We start from the raw sequence: 18517 nt of genomic DNA on the forward strand, positions 1-18517 counted from the left end.
ACGGGATCGGCGATCGGTCCGGCAGAGACTTTTCCGTCGCCTCGGCCCGGCATGAAATGTCGCGGCGTCGTCATGTGCCGCGGAGGCCGACCTCCTCGGCCCTGGATTGGCTGCGGCGGCGGTTCAGTGACCGCCGCCGCCACCGCCGGCCGAGGCGGGAGGTTTGCGCATCAGCACGGCGAAGATGGCGAGCGAGGCGAACAGCACCGTCAGCAGATAGAAGACATCGATGAAGGACATCACCGCCGCCTGGTGGTTGACCATGGCGTCGAGCCGAGCCAATGCCACGGCCTCGCCGTCGAGCCCGCGGGCGTTGAAGTTGCGCGCCATGTCGGCGAGCATCTCTTCGGCCTGCGGGTTGCCCCAGCGCACATACTCGGCCAGCCGCGAGAAATGGAAGTCGCTGCGGTGGATGAGCACGGTGTTGATGACGGCCAACCCGACCGCGCCGCCGACATTGCGCGTGAGATTGAACAGGCCGGAGGCGTTCTTCAGCCGGTCGGGCGGCAAGGTACCCAGCGCCAGATTGTTGATCGGCACCATGCATAGCATCAGCGACATGCCGCGCAGGATCTGCGGGACCAGCAACTCGTGGAAATCCCAGTCCGCGGTGAGATAGGTCATGCGCCAGGTGCCGGCGGCGAAGCCGAGGAAGCCCACCATCATGATGGCGCGCAGGTCGAGGCGGGTCGACAGGAAGCCGGCCAGTGGCGCGGTCAGGAACATGGCGAGGCCGCTGACGAACAGCGCCTCGCCGATCATCAGGGAATCGTAGCCGCGAATGCGGCCGAGGAAGATCGGATAAAGATAGGTCAGCCCGTAGAGGCCGATGCCCAGCACGAAGGAGAACAACGAGCCCAGCGCGAAGTTGACGTCCTTGAAGGCGCGCAGGTCGACGATCGGTTCCTCCCGGGTCAAGACGCGGGCAAAGAAGACGATGGCGCCGACGACGAGGACGATGCTGAAGATGAAGACGCTCTCGTCCTGCAGCCAGTCGTTGCGCGGCCCTTCCTCCAGCACAAATTCGAGCGAGCCGAGGAAGGCGGCCATGCCGGCGAGCCCCCACCAGTCGAACTTCGCCAGCAGGCCGCGCTCGGGCTTGTCGAAGTCGATCAGCGTCCAGGCGGCGATGGTGACGAAGACACCGGGGACCACGTTGACGAGGAACAGCCAGTGCCAGGACATGGCATGGCTGATATAGCCGCCGACCGTCGGGCCGATGGTGGGGGCGAGCGTTGCTACCAGACCGATCATCGGCGAGACGACGGCGCGGCGCGACGGCGGGAAGATGGTGAAGGCGGCGGCGAAGACGCTGGGGATCATGCCGCCGCCGATGAAGCCCTGCAACGCGCGATAGACGATCATCTGCTCGAGGCTGGTGGCGGTGGCGCAGAGCGCGCTCGCCAGAGTGAAGCCGGCAGCCGACACAGCGAACAGGACACGGGTGGAGAGGAGCCGCGACAGGAAACCCGACAGCGGGATCATGACCACTTCGGCGATCAGATAGGAGGTCTGCACCCAGGAGATCTCGTCGGCGCTGGCGCCGAGGCCGGCCTGGATCTCGGCCAGCGATGCCGAGACGATCTGGATGTCGAGGATGGCCATGAACATGCCGAACACCATCGCCAGGAAGGCGACGATGCGGCGCGTGCTCGGCATGGCGTCGCGCTGCGGCGCGGCTGCCGGCAGGCTTACCGTGGCGGTTGTGCTGGCCATGACAGCATTCCTCGTGCCTTAGTGCAGGCTCGCCGTGGTCGAAGGCGGGGCCGTGCGGCTGTCGACATCGACAATGACCGACAGGCCGGCGCGCAGCTTGCCGGAATTCAGTGCCGCCTCGGAAACGTCGATACGGACCGGGAGGCGCTGCACGATCTTGGTGAAGTTGCCGGTGGCGTTGTTGGGCGGCAGCAGGGAGAAGACCGCACCCGAGGCTGGCGACAGGGAGGAGACGGTGCCTTCGAAGGCGGCATCGTCGATGGCATCGACCCGGAAGTGGACCTTCTCCCCCGGCACAAGCTGCGGGAGCTGCGTCTCCTTGAAGTTGGCGACGATGTAGAGCTTGTTCAGCGGCACGATGGCGGCGAGCTTCTGGCCGGGCGAGACGAGATCGCCCTGCTCGACCGAACGGTTGCCGACGACGCCGTCATAGGGCGCCCGAAGCACGGTGAAGGAGAGATCGCGCGCGGCCTTGTCGTGCGCGAGCCTCAGATTGGGGAGGACCGACTCCGCCTCCTGATACTGCGCCTCGAGCACGCCGATATTGGCCTTGGCGCTTTCGACCTGGGCGTCGGCGCCGGCGAGCGCGGCATTGGCCTGGTCGAGCGCGGTCCTGGCGTCGTCGAGCTGGGCCTGGGTCGATACATTGGTCTTGACAAGCTGCGCAGTGCGGTCGGCCGTGCGGGCGGCGTTGGTCGCCGCGGCCGCAGCTGCCGTCTTCTGGGCCTCCGCCTGGCCGAGGGCGGCGCGCCCGGCCCGGATCTGGGCGGTGATACGCTCCAGCGTCTTGTTCTGGACGTCGATCTGCGCTTCCGCCTGAGCCAGCGCGATGCGGTAGTCGCCGTCGTCGATGGTCACCAGCGGATCGCCTGTTTTGACGTGCTGGTTCTCCTCGGCGTCGAGGCGCGCGACATAGCCGGTGATCTTCGGCGCGACGAAGGCCATGTCGGCCTGCACATAGGCGTCGTCGGTCGAGATCATGAAACGGCCCTCGGTCCAGTATTCATGGCCGTACAAGCCGGCGGCGGCGAGAACGGCGATGCCGAGGATCGGCAGCAGGAGCGACTTGGCCGAGCGGCGCTTGCGTGCAGGCGCTTCCGGGGCGCGGGCAGGAACCGGCACGGGATGGGGGCGTTCCTGCTCGGCCTTCAGCGTCGTCACGGAGTGGATCGTCGGCAAGGGTTCGGACGCGGCGCGAGCGGACATGACATCTGTTCCCTGAAGGACGCTGATTCCTTGAAAGATGCTGGCCCGACGGCCGCGATGCGGCAGAAGCCAGTTGAACCGAACCGTTCGGTTCGAACTTGACGTAGCGCAAGAAAGCGGGCATATCAAGGCCAATCGAACCGAGCGGTTCGAAAAAAGTTCGAGGAAACGATGAGCACCGACACGATGGCGGTTCCACCCGCGGAGGGCGAGGTGCCGGCAGAAAACCGTCGCGGACGCAGGGCGGCGGGCCAGGATCCGGACAAACGCCGACAGATACTGGAAGGCGCACGGCGCGTCTTCATCAATCTCGGCTTCGACGCGGCGTCCATGAACGACATCACGCGTGAGGCGGGCGTGTCGAAAGGCACGATCTATGTCTATTTCGCCAACAAGGAAGAACTGTTCGAGGCCCTCATCGACGAGGAGCGGCAGTCGATTTTCGGCAATCTCTACGAAGCGCTGGAGAGCGGGGACGGCGACGTGCGGGAGACCCTCGTCCGCTACGGCATCGCGCTGGCGCGCAAGATCACCTCGCCCATGGTGCTGAGGGCGCAGCGCACCGTGATCAGCATCTGCGAGCGCATGCCGGAACTCGGCGTGCGCTTCTACGAGCGCGGCCCCAAGAAGGGTCATGAACGCCTGGTCGCCTATCTCACGCGGGCGGTGGAGGCGGGCAAGCTCGACATTCCCGACATCGACCTTGCCGCCTATCAGTTTGTCGACCTGTGCATGGCGCGCATATTCCGCCAATGCCTGTTCGGCTACCGGACCAAGACGCCGACCGAGGCCGAGATCACGCGGATCGTGACTGCCGGCGTCGATGTGTTCCTGAAGGCTTATGCGGCGGACAAGCGCGGATAGCGTGCGGCGACCTATGATGGGTGGGCGAAGGGACCCCTCATGGAAGCGTCGCGGCTGCCGTCATGTCACGGCATGGATCCTCGGGTCAGCCTCCGGCTTCGCTTCGCTCGCCTCCGCGCCCGAGGATGACGAAGTGGAGGCGGCGCTGCTACGCGCCGATGGGCGATGAACTGGATGATCGGCTGCAGCCTCCCGCGCAATAGGCATCCTCGGGCCTGAGCACGGGGCGCTACGGTGTGCGAAGATCCGTTGCCGTGAAATGACGGCCGGGACCCGAGGGTGCAGGAAACGCGCACGGCTTGGCAGAGACGTCGCAGGCAAAGACGCCGTCGCCTATACAGCCGAACCGTCGCAGCCGCCGGGGTCGATTTCCACGCATTGGACCTGGTCGTGGTCGGAGACCGGCACTCTTCGCCCCTTGCGCTCGATCACGAGGCCGTTCTTCGGATCCTCCGAAATGCGCCAGCCATTCGCAAATCCGGCGGACAGGCTGGTAGCGTTGCCGCAGCCGAAGTCGAGGGTGGTCACTTCGCAGACACCCTTGAAGCAGATCTTCGCCCGCGGCGCCGGCCGGCTCAGCGAACCGTCGACATAGTTGGCGCAGCCGGCGTGTGCCGGCGCGGCGCCGACACTCGTCAGCAATACGGCAAACAGGAATCGCATCTCAGATCATCCCCCTGGTGCGAAGATGGATCGTCGGCGGCCGACGCGCAAGGACATCCGGAAAGGTCGGCTCGGGTGGCATGGGCCACGGGCGCGTGCTTCATGGACGCCGAATGCGAATGGCGCTACGATCGACCGCCTCCCGTTCAGGTCGGACTCTCCCGTTCAGGTCGGACTGGGGCGAGGCGGGAGGATGGACGATTATGGACAGGAAGAACGACCGCCTGACGATCCATCCTGCGGCGAAATGACGGGAGACGACGAATGGCCGACGAACCGAAGGAGCTCGCCGGCATGGTTCCGGCCGAGATCGTCAAGGTCTTCCGAGTCAGGAAAGGCAAGAAGTTGCGGCTCGCCGACATCGACCCGGCCGATACGCTGGGGCTCGACATAGAGAAGGACGACGCCAAGCAATTGCTCGCCCAGGGCGTCAAGCGGCTTCGCGACCTGCAAGAGAGGCTCTATGCGGAGGGCCGTTGGTCGGTGCTGATCGTCCTGCAGGCGATCGACGCGGCCGGCAAGGACAGTGCCATCGAGCATGTCATGTCGGGCATAAACCCGCAGGGTTGCGACGTGACCTCGTTCAAGGCGCCGAGCGCGACCGAACTGCGCCACGATTTCCTGTGGCGTGCGGCGATCAAGCTGCCTGAACGTGGGCGCATCGGCATCTTCAACCGATCCTACTATGAGGAAGTGCTGGTGGTTCGGGTGCATCCGGAAATCCTCGCCGGGCAGAACCTGCCGCCGGAACTGGTCACCGACCAGGTCTGGGAGGAGCGTTTCGCGAGCATCGCCGCCTTCGAGGAACATCTGGTGCGCAACGGCACGGTCATCCTCAAATTCTTCCTGCATGTATCGAAGGAGGAGCAGAAGCGGCGTTTCCTCGAACGGATCGACGAGCCGGACAAGCGCTGGAAGTTCTCCGCCGGGGACATCGTCGAGCGCGGCCATTGGGATGCCTATATGGCGGCCTATGAGGACATGATCCGCCACACCGCAACAAAGACGGCGCCCTGGCATGTGGTGCCGGCCGACAACAAGTGGTTCACGCGGCTGGTGATCGCAGCCACCATCGTGGATCGGCTGGAACGGCTCGATCCCAAGTTTCCGCCAGTCGACGACGAGGCGCTCAAGGAGATGGAAGAGACGCGCAAGGCGTTGATGGCGGAGAAGTCCTGAGACGGCCAGCCCTGGATTTCGATCGTTTGCGCCGCCCTCATCTGCCTGCCCGTCCTCCGCAGCAACTGCGGAGGGTGGATCGGCGTCTTCTCCCCGTGAAGGACGGGGAGAAGACGGCCTGCCGCGACCACGGCGCTCGATCTGCAACGCTGACGATTGGCGAAGCCGGTGGCGACATCGGTCTTCTCCCCGCGAGGCGGGCGCGCCGGTGGCACGATGAAAGGCCAGCGAACGCCGGGAGCAGCGGGGACCCGGCCGGGTGTCGGCAGGCGGATGAGACACACCGCCCGGCGCCGGACGCCATCCTGTTGAAAGCTGTGCAGGCTGCCGCATTGAATCAAAACGGTTTTCGGCGCTACTTTCGGAACGAAAGGGAGGCGTCGGATGACTGGAGCAACGTCACATGCAGCGCGCGTGATCAGGGCGGGCCCTGAAGCGCTCTATGGAGCCTTTGTCGACCCGGAGGCGCTGGCGGCCTGGCTGCCGCCGGCCGAGATGACGGGCAGGATCCATCAATTCGATGCGCGGATCGGCGGCGGCTATCGGATGTCGCTGTTCTATCCGACCGACGAGCATGACCGTCGCGGCAAGACAAGGGACAGGGAGGACATGGTCGAGGTGCGTTTCGTGGAGCTCTCGCCGCCGCGCCGTATCGTCGAGGCCGTCCGCTTCGTCAGCGACGATCCGGGCTTCGCCGGCGTCATGACGATGACCGCGACCTTTCAGCCGGTGAGGGGCGGGACAGAAGTTATGCTGTTGTTCGAAAACCTTCCACCGGGCCTGCGGCCCGAAGACAACGATGCCGGCGCGCGGCTCAGCCTCGAGCAGCTTGCACGCCGGTTCGAGGCGGGAACGGAACCGGCGACCGGTCAACGGTGACAAGGCGAGGGCGGCCGCTCCGCCCTCCGGATCAGAGCCGGTAGTCCGCAGGACCCGAGCGGAAGCCCGCGCGGGTCCCATGTTCCCGCGCTGGAGGTCAGCGCCGGTGAAAACCACCGCCGCCGAAGCCGCCTCCGCCGCGGAAACCCCCGCCACCATGGAAGCCTCCACCACCGAAACCGCCGCCACCGAAGTCGCCGCCACCCCGGAACTCCGGAGCGCGGACCATCGGCGGCCGGTTGGCGCTGCGGAACTCCATGGCGCGCTGGTTGCCGACCTGGCGGCCTGCGCGGTCGAGCCCGAGATGATCGGGAGCTGCCTGCCGGGCTCGCCCCGAGGCCTGTTGTGTTGCCTGACCTCCACCGTTCCGGTTGATCCTGTCGGCGGCGTCGGGATGCCTGGCTGCGAAATTCTCGCCGGACTGCTTCAGGTCGGCCGTCGACGGCTTCTGCACCGGCGACCAGCCGCCGTCGCCGCGTTTCTCCCATTGGCCGTTCTGGTTGCGGTAGACATTGCCGTCGCGGCCGGCATAGACGTCGCCACCCCGGCCGCGCGCGACGAAACCCTGGTTGCCGGCCGAAGTGTTCCAATGCGCTCCGGCGCCGCCGGCCGCCGTCGTGCCGCCGCCGGCACGCGCCCATTCCGAGCCGTGCTTGACGCCTGCCGAGCCCCAGGAGCCATAGATACTCTGGCCGCCGCGTGCGAAGGCGGCGTTGCCGGTGCGCGGATTGTAGGCGCTGATGAAGCCGCGTTCGCCGGCCGGACCGGCGACTGCGCCGCCCCGGATGTAAGTGCCCGTGCGCGGATTGTAGGCCGCGCCGCCCGCAATGCCGCGATAGGGGCCGTAAGCATAGCCGTAACGGCCGAAGGTGCCGCGTGCCGGATTGTAGAAGGCGCCCACACCGTAGGTCACCGGGCGGGGATAATAAGGCCAGTAGCCGCCCGCCCAGCCATAGTCCCAGTAGTCGTGATAGACCCACCCGGTGCCATACACCAGGGCGTCCCAGGCGAGATAGGCGCCGAGATAGCCGGCAGTGTAGCCGAACCAGACGGCATCGTCGTCGGTGTCGTAGATGCGCACATAGGTTGCGTTGTAGACCGGCGAGGACGGCGGGATCTTGTAGATCTCGTCCGGAACGGAGGTCGCGACGGCGAACGGCCCGGTCGGACTGTCGCCGACGAACCAGACGCCGTCCTTCAGCACGTAATATTTGTTGCCGACCTGGATCACCTCCTCATTGGTGTTGACCGCGTACTGCAGCGACGTGCCCTCGATCGGCTCGAATTTGGGATCGCCGCTATAGGCGACATCGACCTTCACGGAGCCGTCGGTGGAGACGCGCGCCATTTCGGGGATGCTCGCCTTCAGCCTGGCCTCGGCGCTCTCGGACGTTCCCGGGACGGAGGACCGCACCGTGTAATAGGGTGCATCCTGCGGAATGTTCTGGAAATCCTGCGGCAGGTCAGGGGTGGCGAAGACCCAGGGACCGTCGAGCGAGGCGGAGGAGAACCAGCGGCCGGACAGCAGGATGTACCATTTGGCGTCCGCTTTGCGGAAGAACACGTCGCTATGGCTGTTCGACGCCCATTCCAGCCCGGTGCCCGGCACCGGCTGCAGTGCCGGCTCGCCGTCGAAGGTGATGAGTTCCGACGGCTTGTCCGCGTAGATGACCTTTGGCGTCTTGCCTTCCTCAGGCGCCGCGGGCGGCATGGCAGCCCTGGCGTCCTTCCAGTTGTCGTCGTCGGGCAGTCTGGACAGCACTTCCGGCAAGGTCGTGGCCGCCTGCCAGTCGCCGGTCAGGCTCTTCGACGTCAGCCACGCCTTGTCGTCGCGCAGATAGTAGCTGCCGTCGGCATCGACCTTGAACAGGTCCCAGTTGGTGTTGACGACGAAGGACAGGCCCTCGACACTTTTCACCGGAGCGACGACCTCCTTGCCGTCGGTCTGCAGCAGGATCGCCGGCACCTTGCTGGCGAAGATGGGCGGCGGGTCGGATTTCAGGTCCGAGACATCGTCCAGACGCTTGTAATCGGCCAGGCTGGCGGCCAGCCGGTTCTCGGACACGGTGATGGCCCCGGTCGGCAAGACCTTGCCGACCTCGAGCGCGAGGTCGCCGAGCTGGCCGCGGTCGAGCGCGGAGAAGTTGAGTTCGGTCGTCTTGATGTCACTGATCACGACGTCGCCGGATTCCTTGTCCGCGACGGTGCGCCCGGTCAGCCCGATGACGCCGAAGACCGGCCTGGCGTCCTTGTCCTGCTTGTATTCGGCAGCAACCAGGGCGTTTACCTCGGCGAAGTTCGGCCAATCAGTGACCTGCGGCTGATAGAGCACGATCTCTGCGCCCTTGTCGGTGGCGTAGGTTCGAGGCCAACCCGGGTTCGTGGTGTCGGCCTGCTGCGCGACCAGATACCTGCCGGCGACGAAGCCCTGGTTTCCCTCCCAGGAGACGACGCACCAGGCGCCTCCGCTGTCGCAGTCGCCGAGTTCGACCTGCGTCTCGTCGGGAATGGTGCCGAGGCTTCTGTAGTTCGTGCCGGGGCCTTCACGGAGGTTCACATTCGCGGTCGTGACGGCGGGGTCCGCCAGAGCGGAGCTTGCCGCGAGTGCGGCTGATATCGTCAAGATAACCAGTCTGGTCATGTCTGCGGCCTCTTCCGTGTCCTGGGCGGCTACACAATGCGGTCAGCCGACGCGGACAAACTAGCCCATCAGAAATGACAGGCAAGCGTCTGCTTCTCTGCTTCGGAGCACGGACCGGAAAACCTGGTCTGTCTGATATGCTGTTGTTTGGATATGGTAAATCGGACACGTGCAAACGTGACAGTCATTCCTTCCAAAGTGAGAGCGGTCTTCTTACGGGCCATCGTGCCGACGTCGATGACGAGACAGCCGCCAGACCGGAGGGACGCGGCCGAACCGTTCAGTGCCGCCGTTGGAGCTTCATCAGCCAGTCGCGGGCAAGGGCCGCATCGTCGGCGCCGAATTCGTGGCCGGCCGGTACGACGCGGTCCTCCACCTCGGCGCCGTGCCGGCGCAGCAGTTCCACCAGAGTGGATGCGAAAGGCGCGTAGGTGACGTCGGCAGTGCCCGATATGGCCAGGATGCGCGCCGCCGACAGGTCGGTGCCGGGCACGTGGTCCAACACCGGTATCGCGCGCAGGAGCACGGCACGGGTGATCACGTCAGGGTTGAGCAGCATCACGCTGGTCACGAGATTGGCGCCGTTCGAATAGCCGAGGAAGACGGCTCGGGAGAGGTCGAACCGCAAGGCTCCCGCCGCACTCCTGGCGAAACCGGCGAAGGCGGCCGCCTCGGCGCGGATGCTCTCCTGGACGAATCGCGTCGGCGTGACGCGCGCGAACCAGCGCGGACCGCCGTCCTGCACGACGCGGCCGCGAACGGCGAGCAGCAGGGCGTCCGGCGCGATCTCCCTGGCCAGGGGTACCAGGCTCGTTTCGTCGGCACCGGAACCATGCAGCAGCACGAGCGTCAGTCCGGCCGGGCCTGCCGGTCGATGGATGCGGCAATGAAAGGAAAGCGCGCTGCCCGGGTCTTCGCCGCCTGCAGCAGGAGAGATACCGCTCATCGCCCAGCCCCGAGATCCGGCATTGCTTCCGTTCCTTCGCCGGCTTCAAAACGCAATGTTTTCAACGCCCTCCAAAATTGATCGGACGGGGCGCATTTCAAGCCCCTTTTCGCCACCGAGATGCGTTTTCCATGCGCAACCGAAGCGGCGCGTGTCGCGCCGTGCTGCCGACCGATGAGGCTCAAAGACTGATGACTGAAAAAAACCGAACGGAACGCGACACGCGGATCGATGTCCTTCGAGCCCTCGCCCTCCTGACCATCTTCGTCAATCACGTGCCGGGGACCGTCTTCGAACATGTGACCTACCGGAATTTCGGCTTTTCGGATGCGGCCGAGGCCTTTGTGCTGATCTCGGGCATCTCGATCGTGCTGGCCTATGGCGGGAAGTTCAAGCCCGGCAGCCGGCTCGTCACGACACTGCGCATGTGGCGCCGTGCCGGCGTACTCTACGCCTCGCACATCGTCACCACTATGACGGCATTGGCCATCTTCGCCGTCGCGGCGGTGCATGCCAGTCGCCCCGAGCTGCTGGTCGAGATCAATATCGGTCCGGTGATAAGCGACACCGCGCGGGCGCTGGTCGGCATCGTCACGCTCGGTCACCAGATCGGCTACAACAACATCCTGTCGCTCTACGCGGCCCTGATCGTGATGTCCCCCGTCTTCCTGCTCGCGGCGCGCGCAAGCCCCGCGCTTGCGCTCGGCCTGTCGGGCGGGCTGTGGCTGGTGGCGGGGATATGGCAAATCGCGCCTCCGAACTATCCGGAGGCCGGATTCTGGTTCCTCAACCCGCTTTCCTGGCAGTTCCTCTTCATGATCGGGATCGTGGGCCGGATGCATGTGGCGCAAGGCGGCCGTATCTCCGCCGACCGCAGGCTGGTCTGGCTGGCTGCCGCCTATGTGGTGATTTCGTTGGCCTGGGTGCACAGCCCGCTGTGGGGGCGCGACGCCTGGCTCGGGCTGCCGGCGGTCCTGACGGGATTCGACAAGACGTTCCTGTCGCTGCCGCGGCTCCTGCACATTCTGGCGGTCGCCTATCTCCTGGCGACAGCGGCTCCGAACCTGTTGCGCACCCGGATCGACCATCCGCTCGCGATCCTCGGCAAGCGGTCGCTGCCGGTGTTCATTGCCGGCACCGTGGTCGCGATGGTTGCGCAGGTCGTGAAGCAACTCGCTCCGGCAAGTCTGGCCCTCGACACGCTGCTGATCGCGTCGGGGATCGGCATCCAGTTCGCTTTGGCCTATTATCTCGAATGGCTTGCGGGACTGGGCAAGCGCACCGCACACGGCGAGACGCGGCGCGAAGCGGCCGTGCCTGCCCTGCGTGCCGCGCCGTCCTGTTGAACGGTCATTCGCCCCGGACGTCCTCCATGACGCGCAGCCCGTTGCCGGAACGCATCCTGTCGATATCGCTCCCGGAATAGCCGCAGGCATCGGCGATGTTCCTGATGTAGCCGGAGGTCCGCAGGACTTGTCCCATTCTTCCGGGCTCGAGCCTGGCCCCGGGTGATGTCGCTGGCGGTGCCCTGTCGAGCAACGGCCGGACCGCCGGGTTCGCGGCATGCGGCTCGACGAGATCGGTTCGCTCAGGCAAGTTGGGTGCGCCGGGCGGGAATCACAGCGGCTACAACACGTCGCATGAAGAAGGATTCACGTGACGCGCTGCAGGTTTTGGGCTTGACCAATGTCTTTGATCCGAAACCCCTGCACGCTTTCGGGAGACATGCTTTGGAGCAGGAGAAGACATGGCCGACGCAGATCGCAGCCGCCTCGAGGAGATCGCCCGGGATCAACCGCCTTTCTCGCAATTGCTTGGGCTCCGCATCGTCAGTGCGACGCCCGACGAGGTGATCGCCGAGTTCGAGGCGACACCTGGGCTCGGAAACCGCAACGGCGTGTTGCATGGCGGGGCGCTGATGGGTGTCGCCGACAATATCGGCGGAACGGGAGCCTTCCTCAATCTCGCGCCCGGCGAGGGCACGACGACGGTCGAGAGCAAGACCAACTTCTTCCGCGCGGTGCCGATCGGCGACACGGCCCGCGCCACCTCCATCTGCCTCCACAAAGGGCGCAAGACCCTGGTCTGGCAGACCAGCATCACCCGCGGCGACGGAAAGCTCGCCGCGATCGTGACGCAGACGCAGCTTGTCCTGCGCCCGTCGGAGGATTGAGACAGCCCGCGGCCATTGCCTGCAATCTGCGCTGCTGCCTTGTCTTTCGTGGATTTGCCCGAACGGGCATGGCCTTCGGGTTTCGGGGCTTCGTCGCCTCTGGCGCCTATCGCTTCTGGCCGGAGGTCAGGTGCTCGTCGGGGAGAATGCGGCGCGGTCGCCAGGTCGCGTCGGCCCAGACGACCGCTGCCGTGAAGAACCCGAACACCGCCAGCACGGCGACGATGACCCACAAGGAATCGCTTGGCATGGTTGCCTCCTTTGATCGTGGGTTCGATCATGGAGGCGGTGCCCCAGGCCCGCTTTGATCCATATCAAGCAGCCGGAGGGCCTGCCTGCTATGCGGCCATCCACTCCTCTGCGGCGCGTTGCACGCTTTCATTCAGCGCTTCCGGCGCCAGTATGCCGCGCACGCGCGCGAACTCCTCGAAGGCGAGGCGTGCCGACGACGCGTCGATCTCTCCGCAGGCCGCGGCCCGGCAGGCGTCGAGCGCCATGGCATGGGACACGCTGCGGGGGCCATGCCATTCGATCAGCACCTGGAAGGCTTCCGATACCGTCTCGATGTCGCGCGGAAAGCCGACGCCGACGAAGATCGAAACGGGCTGAGCGAAATGGTGTGCGTTCATCTTGATCTCCAGTTGTGAAAGCCAGGAGTCGGCAAGGAATCCTGAAACCGTAGGCGGGCGCCCGATAACGCGCGACTTGGCTGTCCGTTGCATCGGCCTCATTCGAAGGGAGTGCAGGATGAAGGAGGCCATGCGCCGCAGGCACTATCGCATCGGCCCGAAGATCATGCGCGATTCCCGGCGAGGGATGATGCGTAAGTTCAAGGTTTGCGGCGCGATCGCGTTCTCCAGAGGGCTGCCGGAGCGGGTCGGTACGATGCCATCCGGCAGACAGGAGCGAACGTGATTCTGAGGGGAAGATGTCATTGCGGCGCAACGAGATTTGAAACCAGCGCGGTGCTGACGCGCTGCACCTGCAGTCGGCATCTCAACTTGGTTCTGCAACAGCGCGATTGTCTCGGCCCGCGCAAGCATCAACGCGTCCTTCGCGCCCCTATCCAAAGCGATTTCGAGAGGGCCATGCACGCGGCCAATGACAATGCACCGCCCAAGAACCGGTTCAGTGCAAGCGATCATCGTTCCGGCGAAGGTGACGATCAATAGCAGCGAGGATTTCGGTCTTTTCCGTTGAAGGATCGATGTGAAAATGCTATCTAGATTGCGTATCTATAAAGGTGGTTGTCATGGCCTTGAGCATCAAGACGGAGGAAGCGGATCGGCTGGCGCGGGAATTGTCCCGCTTGACCGGCGAGACCATGACGGACGCCATTACCCAGGCGATGCGTGAGCGGCTGGAGCGGCTGCGCGCCGAGCGGGAGGCTCAGGGCGACTACGTCGCACGCATGAAGGCTTTCGTCCGCGAGCGCGCCGGCCGCTATGATCGTCGCCCGGTCACCAAGCAGGAATGGGATGAAGCTGTCGGCGACACGCCCGAAGAGCTTGGCGTCTCCCGATGATGATCGTCGACTCGTCCGCGATCATTGCGATCCTGTTCGAGGAGACGGAAGCGCCGGACTGCATGGCCGCTCTCCGGACGGATGCCTCGCGTCTCATATCGGCGGTGAACTATGTCGAGGCCGGCACTGTCATGGCGGGCAGGATCAAGGATGGAGATCGGCACGAGGCAATTGCCGATCTCGACGCGTTTCTGTCCGACTTCCAGATATCGATAGGGCCCATAGACGAGAACCTTGCCCGGGCCGCCATGAGGGCGCGTCTGGACTACGGCAAGGGATTCGGCACGCGAGGCGGGCTGAACTTCGGCGATTGCTTCGCCTATGCCCTCGCAAAACGACATTCGGCTCCACTTCTCTACGTTGGCAACGATTTCGCGCTGACCGATGTTCAATCCGCCCTGTCGCTGTAGATGCAGAGAGTTCGAGCGGAGGTGAAAAACGGCGACGTAGCAAAGGACAAGAGAAGAGGATTGAGCTTATGACCCGTGTCGCCCTCTACGCCCGCTATTCCTCCGATAACCAGCGTGAGGCCTCGATCGAGGACCAGTTGCGCCAGTGCCGGGAGCGCGCGGCGCGCGAGGGCTGGACGGTGGTGGAGACCTATTCAGACCGCGCTATTTCTGGTGCGTCGCTCATCCGATCCGGCATCTAGTCGCTGCTGGCCGACGCGCAGGCAGGCCGCTTCGACACGGTGCTGTCGGAGGCTCTGGACCGCATCAGCCGCGATCAGGAAAACGTGGCGGGTGTGTTCAAGCGGCTGCGCTTTGCGGGTGTGACGATCGTCACTGCTGTCGTCGATCGAGCGCTGCCCTCGACAAAGGGGCGGAGGAATGCGGTCCGATCTCCTACCGCTTCGCCTTGGACAGTTCCTTTTCGAAGGCCGCCCTGGCGTCGTCCACGATGCGCTTCAGCAGCGCCCGGTCGACGAAGGCCCTGGGGTCACCGGCGTCGCGCCGCGCGGCGCGCTGCAGAACGCCGCCGAGGCCGGGGTGGGAGGGTAGGACAACGTCGGCCTCCATCGCACCGACGGTCCCGAAGCTGCGGCGATAGTCGACGGTCACCGGCGGGAAGGTGGGAAAGGAATAGGCACTGTCGCCGTCGTGCTTGCCGTTTTCGAGCGCCCAGCGGTCGCCTTCGCTGGCATAGACCGCCGCACCGCTGCGTCGCTTCAGTTCGGCCAGGGCTCCGGCATGGTCGATATGGGCATGGCTGAGGAGCAGGATGTCGACGTCGCCGAGCGGTATGCCGAGGGCTTCCACATTGGCTTCGACCAGCGCGGCATTTTCCGGCATGGTGCCGTCGATCAGCACCGCTTCGCCGCCCGACCGGATGAGATAGGCAGCGAGGCCCTTGGTGCCGACATAATAGATGTCGCCGACGATGCGGAACGGCCTGGTCGGTTCCGTCCATTCCGCCGGGAATTCTTCGGCGGCCGCGAGGCTGGCCAGCCGGATCCCGACAAGAAACGTGAGGGAGATGGCACCGGCGAAGAGCATAGATTTTTTCATTGTCGTCCCAGGGTTGCGGAGGCATGGAGCTGGCGAGTTGCTCGAGCAGGCCGTTGAATAGAGGTACTTTTCCCGGTTCGCAAACGACCAGAATTGGAGGGAGCCATAAAATAAATTGTGGCTCTGTTCGCGGCTGCTCGGCCCTCACAGGAAAAATCTGCTGCGGGACATGGTCCGTCGCTGGTCGCAATCTACGGTTTTATCTGCGATAAGGATCCGCCCGGTCGGCTGCCGGGCTCCACGCCTGTCGGGCAAACGAGGAAAGGCCATGACCATCAGCAGCTTGCGGATCACGCTCATCGCGGCGGCCTTCGGTGCCGTCATGCTTCAGTCGGCGGCGGCCGACGACACCAACAAGTCGATCGACGACCTGCTCGGCGACCATACTGTCTACCAGGCTGCGATCTCCGCCCTGCAGAAAGGCGTGACGGCGCACGACGCGGCCGCCGTCGCCGCACTCGTGCGCTATCCGATCAGCGTCGCGGTGAAGGGCAAGAAGATGGCCATCAAGTCCCCCAAGGACTTCATTGCCCACTACGACGCGATCATGACGCCCGAGATCAGCAAGGCGGTGACCGACCAGAAATATGCGGACCTGATGGTCAACAGCCAGGGCATCATGTTCGGCAACGGGCAGGTCTGGATCAACGGCATCTGCAAGGACGATGCCTGCAACAGGTTCGAAGCCAAGGTCATCACGATCCAGTCGGCCGGGCCGGAGTAGGAACGGGCGAGGGCGACCTCAGCCCTGCCTGGGCGGGCCGATCTGCTCGATCATCCATTCGAACATCAGATTGGTCAGGGGATCGGCCTTCATGCGCAGCGGCACGACGAAATAATAGGCGTTCTCCGTTTCGAGCGGCCGGTCCATGGCGACCGCGAGGCTCTTGTCCCTCAACTCCTTTTCAACCAGATAGCGGGGCAGGAGGGCGAGGCCCATGCCCGCCACGGTCGCTTCGATCAGCATGGTGAACTGGTCGAAGCGATGGCCCTGATAGGCCGAAGCGGTATCGACGCCTGATGCCTCGAACCAGCTCGCCCAGGCCTTGGGGCGGGTGGACAGATGAAGCAGCGGCCCGGCCGCCAGGCTTGCCGGCTCGTGAAGCGCGCGTCCGGCCAGGAAATCGGGGCTCGCAACGGGCACGATCACTTCCTGGCAGACATAACGGCAGTCGGCATTCGCCCAGATCGGCTGTCCGTAATGGATGGCGGCGTCGAAACCCTGCTCTTCGAGGTCGAAGGGGGCGGAGCGCGAGGCCAGGCTGAGCGTCACGCCGGGATGGCGCGCGAGAAAACCCGGCAGCCGCGGAACCAGCCAGCGGCTGCCGAAGGTCGGCAAAGTGGCGAGGCTGAGCTGTGAGGACTGCGAGGTCGCCATGGCGCGCAGCATGGCCGCCTCGCTCTGCGCCAGCAGCCGGCGCGCATCGGGCAGGAATTTTTCGCCCGCCCGCGACAGCACCACGCGTTGGCGCACCCGCTCGAAAAGCAGCAGGCCGAGCTGTGCCTCCAATTCGCGGATCTGGCGGCTGACGGCGCTCTGGGTGAGATGCAATTCCTTGCCGGCCTGGGTGATGCTGCCATGGCGGGCAGCGCTTTCGAAGGCCTGCAGCTTGCCCAGGTCAGGGATGAGGGTTCGCGCGGTGGTCATTCCATTCTCGCATCAACTTAGCTGCGATTAGCGAAATTCATCCAGGCGTCAACCCGTTATGACGCCACCACGGCATGAAGTCATGCCCGATCTTGTCAAATCAGGAGTTGCGATGCCAGCGAACCGGTGCGTTTCACGCGACGAGATACGGGCGGCGTTTTCCGCCGCCATGTCGGCGATGTATCGCGCGGAGGTGCCTGCCTACGGCACGCTGATCTCGCTGGTCACGAAGGTCAACGCCGAAACGCTGTCGCGGGACCAGGCCCTGCGCGCCAGCCTCGAGGCGACCGAGACGATCGAGCGAATTTCCGAGGAGCGCCACGGCGCGATCCGCCTGGGAACCGCGCAGGAGCTTGCCATGATGCGGCGGGTATTCGCGGTGATGGGCATGCTTCCGGTCGGCTACTACGATCTCAGCGAGGCCGGCGTGCCCGTCCATTCCACCGCCTTCCGGCCGATCGACGAGGCGGCGCTGAAGATCAACCCGTTCCGGGTGTTCACCTCGCTGCTGCGGCTCGATCTGATCGACGATGCCGAATTGCGGGAAGAGGCGCGGCGCATCCTGGCGGCGCGCCGCATCTTCTCCGACGCGGCGGTATCGCTGGTGGAGAAGGCGGAGCGCGACGGGGGCCTGTCGCGCGAGGATGCCGGCCTGTTCGTCTTGGAAGTGCTCGACACATTCCGCTGGCACGACCAGGCGCTGGTCGACCGCGCGCTTTATGAGCGGCTGCACGCCGCGCACCGCCTGATCGCCGACGTCGTCTCGTTCCGTGGGCCGCATATCAATCATCTGACGCCGCGCACCCTCGATATCGATGCCGTGCAGGAGCGGATGCCCGGCGAAGGCATCGCGCCGAAGGCCATTGTCGAAGGGCCGCCGACCCGCGCCTGTCCGGTGCTCTTGCGGCAGACTTCGTTCAAGGCGATCGAGGAGCGCGTGTCGTTCCGCGATGCGGCCGGTGATCCGCAGGCCGACTCGCATACCGCGCGCTTCGGCGAGATCGAGCAGCGCGGCATCGCGCTGACGCCCAAGGGGCGTGCCCTCTACGACCGGCTGCTGAGGCAAGCGCGGGCGACGGTCCGCCCTGCGGCCGACGGATCGAACGCCGATGCCTATCGCGCCACGCTGGCGGCGAGCTTCGAGGCCTTTCCCGACGATTGGAACGAGATCCGCAAGGCCGGCCTCGGCTATTTCCTCTATACGGTCGAAGCCTCCGCTTTCGCTGCCGCCAAGGCGACCGGCATGGACATGGAAGACCTGATCGAGGCCGGTGTCGTGCGCTTCGATCCGATCGTTTATGAGGACTTCCTGCCGGTCAGCGCGGCCGGCATCTTCCAGTCCAATCTCGGCGACCATGCGGCGCAGGACTTCGTCGCGAGCCCGAACCAGCGGCTGTTCGAGCAGGCGCTGGGCGCACCGGTGGCGAACGAGTTCCAGCTTTATGCCGACATGGAAAAGGCGTCAGCCGAGCGCTGCCTCGCAGCATTGAGGGAAGGAGCGGCAGCGGCCTGACCGGCTGCCCACGCAAATCCCATGTGTCACGGGGCCGTGCAGGCCGACAGGAAAAG

At 65.1% G+C, this 18517-nt stretch carries 20 protein-coding genes and 1 pseudogene; 11 read left to right on the forward strand and 10 right to left on the reverse strand.

Annotation, left to right across the window (positions count from 1 at the left end):
* Nucleotides 1-123: 123 nt before the first annotated feature.
* Nucleotides 124-1659: a DHA2 family efflux MFS transporter permease subunit gene (locus tag JN280_RS14835; protein WP_244743536.1), complete on the reverse strand. Its 1536-nt coding sequence runs from the start codon at nucleotides 1657-1659 to the stop codon at nucleotides 124-126.
* 75 nt (nucleotides 1660-1734) lie between these two features.
* Entirely contained in the window at nucleotides 1735-2922 is a 1188-nt protein-coding gene (locus JN280_RS14840) for an HlyD family secretion protein (protein ID WP_202313159.1), read from the reverse strand.
* A 171-nt stretch (nucleotides 2923-3093) separates the two neighbouring features.
* On the opposite strand from JN280_RS14840, the gene JN280_RS14845 reads away from it, so the two are divergent.
* Nucleotides 3094-3786: a TetR/AcrR family transcriptional regulator gene (locus JN280_RS14845; RefSeq protein WP_202313160.1), complete on the forward strand. Its 693-nt coding sequence runs from the start codon at nucleotides 3094-3096 to the stop codon at nucleotides 3784-3786.
* Nucleotides 3787-4119: 333 nt separating this feature from the next.
* On the opposite strand, the gene JN280_RS14850 is transcribed toward JN280_RS14845, so the two are convergent.
* On the reverse strand, nucleotides 4120-4449 hold the full coding sequence (locus JN280_RS14850; protein WP_202313161.1) for a hypothetical protein: 330 nt from the start codon (nucleotides 4447-4449) through the stop codon (nucleotides 4120-4122).
* A 264-nt stretch (nucleotides 4450-4713) separates the two neighbouring features.
* Here JN280_RS14850 and JN280_RS14855 point away from each other — a divergent pair, with 264 nt between their 5' ends.
* A complete protein-coding gene (locus JN280_RS14855) occupies nucleotides 4714-5628 on the forward strand; it encodes a polyphosphate kinase 2 family protein (protein WP_244743326.1) in 915 nt (304 codons plus the stop codon).
* A 384-nt stretch (nucleotides 5629-6012) separates the two neighbouring features.
* A complete protein-coding gene (locus JN280_RS14860) occupies nucleotides 6013-6507 on the forward strand; it encodes an SRPBCC domain-containing protein (RefSeq protein WP_202313162.1) in 495 nt (164 codons plus the stop codon).
* A 97-nt stretch (nucleotides 6508-6604) separates the two neighbouring features.
* Here JN280_RS14860 and JN280_RS14865 read toward each other — a convergent pair whose 3' ends face one another.
* Complete coding sequence (locus tag JN280_RS14865; RefSeq protein ID WP_202313164.1) at nucleotides 6605-9148, reverse strand: SH3 domain-containing protein; 2544 nt, start codon at nucleotides 9146-9148, stop codon at nucleotides 6605-6607.
* Between the two features lie 280 nt (nucleotides 9149-9428).
* A complete protein-coding gene (locus tag JN280_RS14870; protein ID WP_202313166.1) occupies nucleotides 9429-10094 on the reverse strand; it encodes an alpha/beta hydrolase in 666 nt (221 codons plus the stop codon).
* 191 nt (nucleotides 10095-10285) lie between these two features.
* On the opposite strand from JN280_RS14870, the gene JN280_RS14875 reads away from it, so the two are divergent.
* The gene (locus JN280_RS14875) at nucleotides 10286-11440 is read left to right on the forward strand and encodes an OpgC family protein (protein WP_202313167.1); all 1155 of its coding nucleotides are present in this window, start codon (nucleotides 10286-10288) and stop codon (nucleotides 11438-11440) included.
* Nucleotides 11441-11444: 4 nt separating this feature from the next.
* On the opposite strand, the gene JN280_RS40000 is transcribed toward JN280_RS14875, so the two are convergent.
* Nucleotides 11445-11576 carry a hypothetical protein gene (locus tag JN280_RS40000; RefSeq protein ID WP_274609081.1) on the reverse strand — a complete coding sequence of 44 codons (132 nt, stop codon included), beginning with the start codon at nucleotides 11574-11576 and terminating at the stop codon, nucleotides 11445-11447.
* 265 nt (nucleotides 11577-11841) lie between these two features.
* On the opposite strand from JN280_RS40000, the gene JN280_RS14880 reads away from it, so the two are divergent.
* Nucleotides 11842-12267, forward strand: a complete 426-nt coding sequence (locus JN280_RS14880) for a PaaI family thioesterase (RefSeq protein WP_202313169.1) — start codon at nucleotides 11842-11844, stop codon at nucleotides 12265-12267.
* Nucleotides 12268-12373: 106 nt separating this feature from the next.
* Here the strand turns inward: JN280_RS14880 and JN280_RS14885 are convergent, their stop codons facing one another.
* Both JN280_RS14885 and JN280_RS14890 read right to left on the reverse strand, forming a co-directional pair.
* Nucleotides 12374-12517: a hypothetical protein gene (locus JN280_RS14885; RefSeq protein ID WP_202313170.1), complete on the reverse strand. Its 144-nt coding sequence runs from the start codon at nucleotides 12515-12517 to the stop codon at nucleotides 12374-12376.
* A gap of 88 nt (nucleotides 12518-12605) precedes the next feature.
* Entirely contained in the window at nucleotides 12606-12896 is a 291-nt protein-coding gene (locus JN280_RS14890) for a DUF982 domain-containing protein (protein ID WP_202313171.1), read from the reverse strand.
* A 118-nt stretch (nucleotides 12897-13014) separates the two neighbouring features.
* On the opposite strand from JN280_RS14890, the gene JN280_RS14895 reads away from it, so the two are divergent.
* The 4 genes and pseudogenes from JN280_RS14895 to JN280_RS14910 all read left to right on the forward strand — a co-directional run.
* Nucleotides 13015-13182: a hypothetical protein gene (locus tag JN280_RS14895; protein ID WP_202313172.1), complete on the forward strand. Its 168-nt coding sequence runs from the start codon at nucleotides 13015-13017 to the stop codon at nucleotides 13180-13182.
* 337 nt (nucleotides 13183-13519) lie between these two features.
* Nucleotides 13520-13792: a type II toxin-antitoxin system VapB family antitoxin gene (locus JN280_RS14900; RefSeq protein ID WP_202313173.1), complete on the forward strand. Its 273-nt coding sequence runs from the start codon at nucleotides 13520-13522 to the stop codon at nucleotides 13790-13792.
* Nucleotides 13789-14202 carry a type II toxin-antitoxin system VapC family toxin gene (locus JN280_RS14905; protein ID WP_244743328.1) on the forward strand — a complete coding sequence of 138 codons (414 nt, stop codon included), beginning with the start codon at nucleotides 13789-13791 and terminating at the stop codon, nucleotides 14200-14202. Before JN280_RS14900 ends, JN280_RS14905 begins: the two co-directional genes overlap by 4 nt.
* 68 nt (nucleotides 14203-14270) lie before the next feature.
* Nucleotides 14271-14579: pseudogene (locus JN280_RS14910) on the forward strand (recombinase family protein); the annotation flags it as partial.
* Nucleotides 14580-14637: 58 nt separating this feature from the next.
* Here the strand turns inward: JN280_RS14910 and JN280_RS14915 are convergent.
* A complete protein-coding gene (locus tag JN280_RS14915; RefSeq protein ID WP_202313174.1) occupies nucleotides 14638-15288 on the reverse strand; it encodes an MBL fold metallo-hydrolase in 651 nt (216 codons plus the stop codon).
* A gap of 280 nt (nucleotides 15289-15568) precedes the next feature.
* On the opposite strand from JN280_RS14915, the gene JN280_RS14920 reads away from it, so the two are divergent.
* Complete coding sequence (locus JN280_RS14920; protein ID WP_202313175.1) at nucleotides 15569-16024, forward strand: hypothetical protein; 456 nt, start codon at nucleotides 15569-15571, stop codon at nucleotides 16022-16024.
* 18 nt (nucleotides 16025-16042) lie between these two features.
* On the opposite strand, the gene JN280_RS14925 is transcribed toward JN280_RS14920, so the two are convergent.
* On the reverse strand, nucleotides 16043-16948 hold the full coding sequence (locus JN280_RS14925; protein WP_202313176.1) for a LysR family transcriptional regulator: 906 nt from the start codon (nucleotides 16946-16948) through the stop codon (nucleotides 16043-16045).
* 112 nt (nucleotides 16949-17060) lie between these two features.
* Here JN280_RS14925 and hglS point away from each other — a divergent pair, with 112 nt between their 5' ends.
* Entirely contained in the window at nucleotides 17061-18461 is a 1401-nt protein-coding gene (gene hglS / locus JN280_RS14930; protein WP_202313177.1) for a 2-oxoadipate dioxygenase/decarboxylase HglS, read from the forward strand.
* Nucleotides 18462-18517 lie beyond the last annotated feature (56 nt).

The organism is Mesorhizobium sp. L-8-10 (assembly GCF_016756635.1).
In the GTDB taxonomy this organism is placed as follows: domain Bacteria; phylum Pseudomonadota; class Alphaproteobacteria; order Rhizobiales; family Rhizobiaceae.

What these genes read in the sequence shown, in the direction of transcription:
- JN280_RS14835 (WP_244743536.1), bottom strand. Translation starts at nt 1,659, where the DNA reads ATGCCGAGCACGCGCCGCATCGTCGCCTTCCTGGCGATGGTGTTCGGC.
- JN280_RS14840 (WP_202313159.1), bottom strand. Translation starts at nt 2,922, where the DNA reads ATGTCCGCTCGCGCCGCGTCCGAACCCTTGCCGACGATCCACTCCGTG.
- JN280_RS14845 (WP_202313160.1), top strand. Translation starts at nt 3,094, where the DNA reads ATGAGCACCGACACGATGGCGGTTCCACCCGCGGAGGGCGAGGTGCCG.
- JN280_RS14850 (WP_202313161.1), bottom strand. Translation starts at nt 4,449, where the DNA reads ATGCGATTCCTGTTTGCCGTATTGCTGACGAGTGTCGGCGCCGCGCCG.
- JN280_RS14855 (WP_244743326.1), top strand. Translation starts at nt 4,714, where the DNA reads ATGGCCGACGAACCGAAGGAGCTCGCCGGCATGGTTCCGGCCGAGATC.
- JN280_RS14860 (WP_202313162.1), top strand. Translation starts at nt 6,013, where the DNA reads ATGACTGGAGCAACGTCACATGCAGCGCGCGTGATCAGGGCGGGCCCT.
- JN280_RS14865 (WP_202313164.1), bottom strand. Translation starts at nt 9,148, where the DNA reads ATGACCAGACTGGTTATCTTGACGATATCAGCCGCACTCGCGGCAAGC.
- JN280_RS14870 (WP_202313166.1), bottom strand. Translation starts at nt 10,094, where the DNA reads ATGAGCGGTATCTCTCCTGCTGCAGGCGGCGAAGACCCGGGCAGCGCG.
- JN280_RS14875 (WP_202313167.1), top strand. Translation starts at nt 10,286, where the DNA reads ATGACTGAAAAAAACCGAACGGAACGCGACACGCGGATCGATGTCCTT.
- JN280_RS40000 (WP_274609081.1), bottom strand. Translation starts at nt 11,576, where the DNA reads ATGGGACAAGTCCTGCGGACCTCCGGCTACATCAGGAACATCGCCGAT.
- JN280_RS14880 (WP_202313169.1), top strand. Translation starts at nt 11,842, where the DNA reads ATGGCCGACGCAGATCGCAGCCGCCTCGAGGAGATCGCCCGGGATCAA.
- JN280_RS14885 (WP_202313170.1), bottom strand. Translation starts at nt 12,517, where the DNA reads ATGCCAAGCGATTCCTTGTGGGTCATCGTCGCCGTGCTGGCGGTGTTC.
- JN280_RS14890 (WP_202313171.1), bottom strand. Translation starts at nt 12,896, where the DNA reads ATGAACGCACACCATTTCGCTCAGCCCGTTTCGATCTTCGTCGGCGTC.
- JN280_RS14895 (WP_202313172.1), top strand. Translation starts at nt 13,015, where the DNA reads ATGAAGGAGGCCATGCGCCGCAGGCACTATCGCATCGGCCCGAAGATC.
- JN280_RS14900 (WP_202313173.1), top strand. Translation starts at nt 13,520, where the DNA reads ATGGCCTTGAGCATCAAGACGGAGGAAGCGGATCGGCTGGCGCGGGAA.
- JN280_RS14905 (WP_244743328.1), top strand. Translation starts at nt 13,789, where the DNA reads ATGATGATCGTCGACTCGTCCGCGATCATTGCGATCCTGTTCGAGGAG.
- JN280_RS14915 (WP_202313174.1), bottom strand. Translation starts at nt 15,288, where the DNA reads ATGCTCTTCGCCGGTGCCATCTCCCTCACGTTTCTTGTCGGGATCCGG.
- JN280_RS14920 (WP_202313175.1), top strand. Translation starts at nt 15,569, where the DNA reads ATGACCATCAGCAGCTTGCGGATCACGCTCATCGCGGCGGCCTTCGGT.
- JN280_RS14925 (WP_202313176.1), bottom strand. Translation starts at nt 16,948, where the DNA reads ATGACCACCGCGCGAACCCTCATCCCTGACCTGGGCAAGCTGCAGGCC.
- hglS (WP_202313177.1), top strand. Translation starts at nt 17,061, where the DNA reads ATGCCAGCGAACCGGTGCGTTTCACGCGACGAGATACGGGCGGCGTTT.